Origin of the sequence: Helicobacter valdiviensis, assembly GCF_003245365.1 — a bacterium.
GTDB lineage: Bacteria > Campylobacterota > Campylobacteria > Campylobacterales > Helicobacteraceae > Helicobacter_D > Helicobacter_D valdiviensis.
In genome coordinates, this window is sequence record NZ_NBIU01000058.1 from 1 (window position 1) to 4,401 (window position 4,401).

Sequence of the window (4,401 nt, forward strand, 5' to 3'; positions counted from 1 at the left end):
ATATAGATAGGGGGTTAGGGGAGCAAAGCAAAACTATAGCAGAGTTAAAAGAGCCTATATTAAGACTTCATTATAAAAGCGATAGATTTCAAAAAGATAATTTACCCATCTATAATCTTTTAATCAATAATGAAAGAAAAGAACAAGATAGGGCTTTAAATGAATTAAATATAGATTACAAAGATTTAAAAGATATAGAGGATATAAATATTCTTAATCAATTCAAACAAGATTTTAGTAAAGATTATGAATTTAAAGAATTAAATCTTAGCTTTGATACCAATTTAGTTAAGCTTTACTTCATTATCCCAAAAAACATTGCTAAAGTCCATAAGGATGCTTATAAAGAATTCCAAAACAAAGATCTAGGAGCAGGATATTTTAAAGAGCTTTTGGAATACAATAAAATCATTAAAAATTCTTTAGAAGATAACAAAGAATTAAACGAATACCATTTAACTTTTTTAACTCCTGCTAAAATGCAAAATTTAAAACTTCAAATCGCAAAAGGACTAGATGAAAACTTAGAAGATGAAGATAGAAAGCAAGAACTTTATGTTTGTAAGTTTGTGATAATCAATGGAGTAAAAAAGACGGAAATAAAAAATTTTACTTTAGTTGCATCTAGTGAAGTTTTAAGGCAAAAGATAACAAACTTAACCAAAAATGCTAAAAAAATCATTTTTATTTGTAGTGATTATGAAGGTTATAAAGGAGCTAAAAACTCTTTGTATCAAGTTATCCAAGATATTTATCAAGAAAAATTTGAAAATAATAATGATCAAAAAGTCTTTGAGATAGTATATCTCAATCAAATAGATAAAGACGAGTTGCAAAAAGAACAAAATTTTGAGGATAAAAATCAAAATTTATCTAGTGTTAAAAAAGTTATCTATAAAAATATGAAACTTTTAAATGATGTTATTGAAGCAAAAGATGATAATACTTTAAGAGAAATTCTTAATAAAAACAATAAAGCCAATATTCATAAATTTTTAATGGAAGTCCAACAAGAATTGATTAAATTATTAAATAATATTAAAGAATCTCATTATTATGAAGTAGAAATTAAGCCATATATAAAAGACACTTTAAACAAGGTTTTTGAAGATATTTCCAAAAACCTTGTTTATTCTGATAGTAATGATATGTGGAAGCAAATTATAAGGGCAGTAGCGAAATTTTTTATTAATCTATTTGTATCATTAATTGATATTGGAAACCCAATATCTTTTGTTAAAAGAAGTCCTTTTATTTTTATTGTTTATATAAAAATTGAGCTTGATAGTGCTTTGTCTGAAGTTGGACAATATATGAAAGATAGATACTATTATGATTTTGCATACCCACTTTTAGAGCTTATAACCACTTATTTTTATCCCATTATTGCTTTTTGCAATGAAGAACTTTTGTCAGATGCTTTAATTATAGATGATAAAATATTGCTAGATTTTTCATCTTATATAGAAGCGCCCTCTGTTAGTCTTTATAGAAATAGCTTTTATCAGATTAATTTAGATGAGGATTTTAAAGGTTATTTTGATAATTTTTTGACAAGAAACTATGAATTTAAATGCAAAAATTCTGACAATACACTTTTAATAAATACAAGTTTAAATAATTCCAATACCCCTTTAAAACAAGCCTTGCATATAGATATTTATAATCTTAATCATTTCTTTTATGCAGAATATCCTGATTTAACCTCTTCTTTATTGGTGGAAATGATACTGGATAAAAAAGATATGGACAAAACAGATACAACAAAAATGGGTAAAAATTATCTTTTTATTACAAATCCACCACAACTTTCCAATGCAGGACTTTGCGAGGATTTATATCAAAAAAAATTAGGTGCTACAATTAAATATCGCCCAAAATCACCCTCAAAAGCAGAAATACTTTCATCTGAAACATTTCCTAGCAAAAGAGATTATGGTTCTTATTTTATAGAAAGGGATGTTAAAAAAGAAGATGCTTTTATATTGCAACTTTGCCCTTTTATAAAGCTTGAAGGAAGGCTTTATGAAGCTTATAAAGCTTATCTTGAAGATAAAAAAGTATTTGGTTGGTTTTATAGCTGGACAAAACCTTTTGAAGATTTTAGAGGACTATACCAAGAAGATTTGAATTATCTTGATAGCTTTTTTAGAATGCCAAGTGAGCTTGAAGATATCACTAAAACAGAAAAAAGCTATATTGAAGGGTATTTGAAAACTTTTGGCAAGTATTTAGATGATATAAATAAGACAGCCATTAACACACATCGAGATTGTTATGAATATTCCGCTTTATCTTTATTTTTGATAGCTTCTACTCTTTTTGTTGTATCTAGGGAATTTAGTTTTAACTATGAACAATCTATAGATATTTTTCCAATAAATGAAGTTTATCAAATTCTTGGAAGCAATAACAATGGGACATTAAAAATAATTAGAAAAAATTCCTATATTAAAATTGATGGTAAAACATTTTATATCTTTTTATCTAGAGGTTTAATGCAACATGGAAAACCAGATAGCGAAGTTATTTATCTATTTGAGTTAGCTTATGTTATTTTTGAGCTTAACTACACAGAAGAAGATCAAATCTATGCAAATTTTTTAAAAATGCTAAATGAAGACTCTTATAACGAGCCTGATTTAAAAGAAAATAATCAGATAGATAAATCATTGCCTTCAAGAGAAGATTTAGATAAAAGCATAGAAGAGATTATGGCCGATAATGAACTAGCAAGAATATCTTTAGATATTACTTTTTTTAATATCTTAAGCCAACTCTTTCCCTTTGTAGAATACTTTATGGGTAATCCTGATTGTTTTAAAAAAATGATTTTATTTTTTGTAAGTGTAGGTTTGGATAAAAAGCATTATGGAAATAATTTATTCCGAAGTTTTACAATGAATTTTTATAAAGAACTAGGAATTTTTTACGCATTAAAGCCTAGAGGACATTTTATGAAAATTAATCCTAATAGTATAAAACAAGTCCGAAAAGCTTTTTTATATCAAATAGGAGAGAGTTATTATTATTTTAATAAGCTAGAATACGCCACAGATTTAAAAAAGTCAAAAGCTTTTTCTAGGTTAGATAAAGCTAAGCAGGCCACTCTAATTTTTAAAGTAAAAAAACAATTGGTTATTGATTTTTCTATAAATATGGGTAAAAATTTAGGTGTGGATTTATTAGCAAATTTTGCCACTTCTTTTGTGGATAGTCTTTTGCTTACAAACTATGAAAGACTAAAATACCAATATGAGCTATTAATGCATGATAAGCTTACTTATAAATATGATGCACCCTTAGCAGTTCAAAAAGAGGAATATATGACCTATCCTTTATTGGTAGCTTCTAGATTTATGAGTTTTGATTTATCTAAATTTATTTTTGGTTCTTTATTGTGCACAGGTGGGCTTAATTATTATCCTAGTATTACATGTGCTACAACTTCAAGTGAGGCTAGAGAATTTGCTTTGAAAAGACTTTTATCTTATATTATTTTAGATGAGAAAAGAAGTGCTTTTGCTAAAGATAGGATTAATGAGGGTAAGTATATTTTAAATGATAAGGAATTTTTTGAAAAAAATAATATAGAGCTTAGAAATTGCGATGTGTATAAGCTAGAACATTTTCAAAAAAAAGAAGAATATAAAACACAACACCCTATAATAAAACAACATCCAATCTTAGCTTATAATGAAGTTATACAAATCTTATATGAATATGCAAATGGGCTTTATAATAATATCCAAGATGAAAAAGGTAATTTTATAGAAGACAGACAAAAAGCAAGAAGATTAATGGAAAATTTAGAAGCCATAGGACAACATAATTTAGAAGTGATGTATAGTGGGATAAATAATGAAAAGATAAACAAAGGAAAAGCAAACAGAAAAGATAAAGAAAATTTTAATGGTATTAGTAAAATACGGGATTATTCCAACCAATTTATAGGCAGACTAGCCACTACTATAATCATGGAAAATGGCTTATATATAGGTTAAATTAAGAAAGGATAGATAATGAGTGAAACTTATGAAATTTATGCACCTAATGGTATAATCTTAGAAGTAGAGAAAGAAACTAATAAAATTTTATTAGACACAGATGGGCGTGAAGTAGGCAAATACACCCAAGAATATTCTAAAGCCCTTTTTGAAGCTGATAGAATTTTAAGAAACTCCCCCTACAAAGATTATAAACCAAGATATTTAGATCCTAACTTTTATACAGGAGAGAGATCCACTCTTTTAGAATTTAGAGATTGGCAAAGCATTTATTTAAAAGATCCTATCAAAGGAGCCATAGCTCCTTGGACTAAAGCAGAAAAAGCTTATTATAAATCCCTAAAAACTAAAAGAGAAAGATATAAATATCTAGTAATAAGAAGTGGTATAAGAA

General features: G+C 26.7%; 1 protein-coding gene and 1 pseudogene. Both read left to right on the plus strand.

Annotated elements, in window-relative coordinates:
• Positions 1-4,004: hypothetical protein (locus B6S12_RS10240; RefSeq protein WP_425454665.1), on the plus strand; the 4,004-nt coding region annotated here is incomplete at its 5' end.
• Between the two features lie 18 nt (positions 4,005-4,022).
• Positions 4,023-4,401 (plus strand): annotated as a pseudogene (locus tag B6S12_RS10245) (hypothetical protein); the annotation flags it as partial.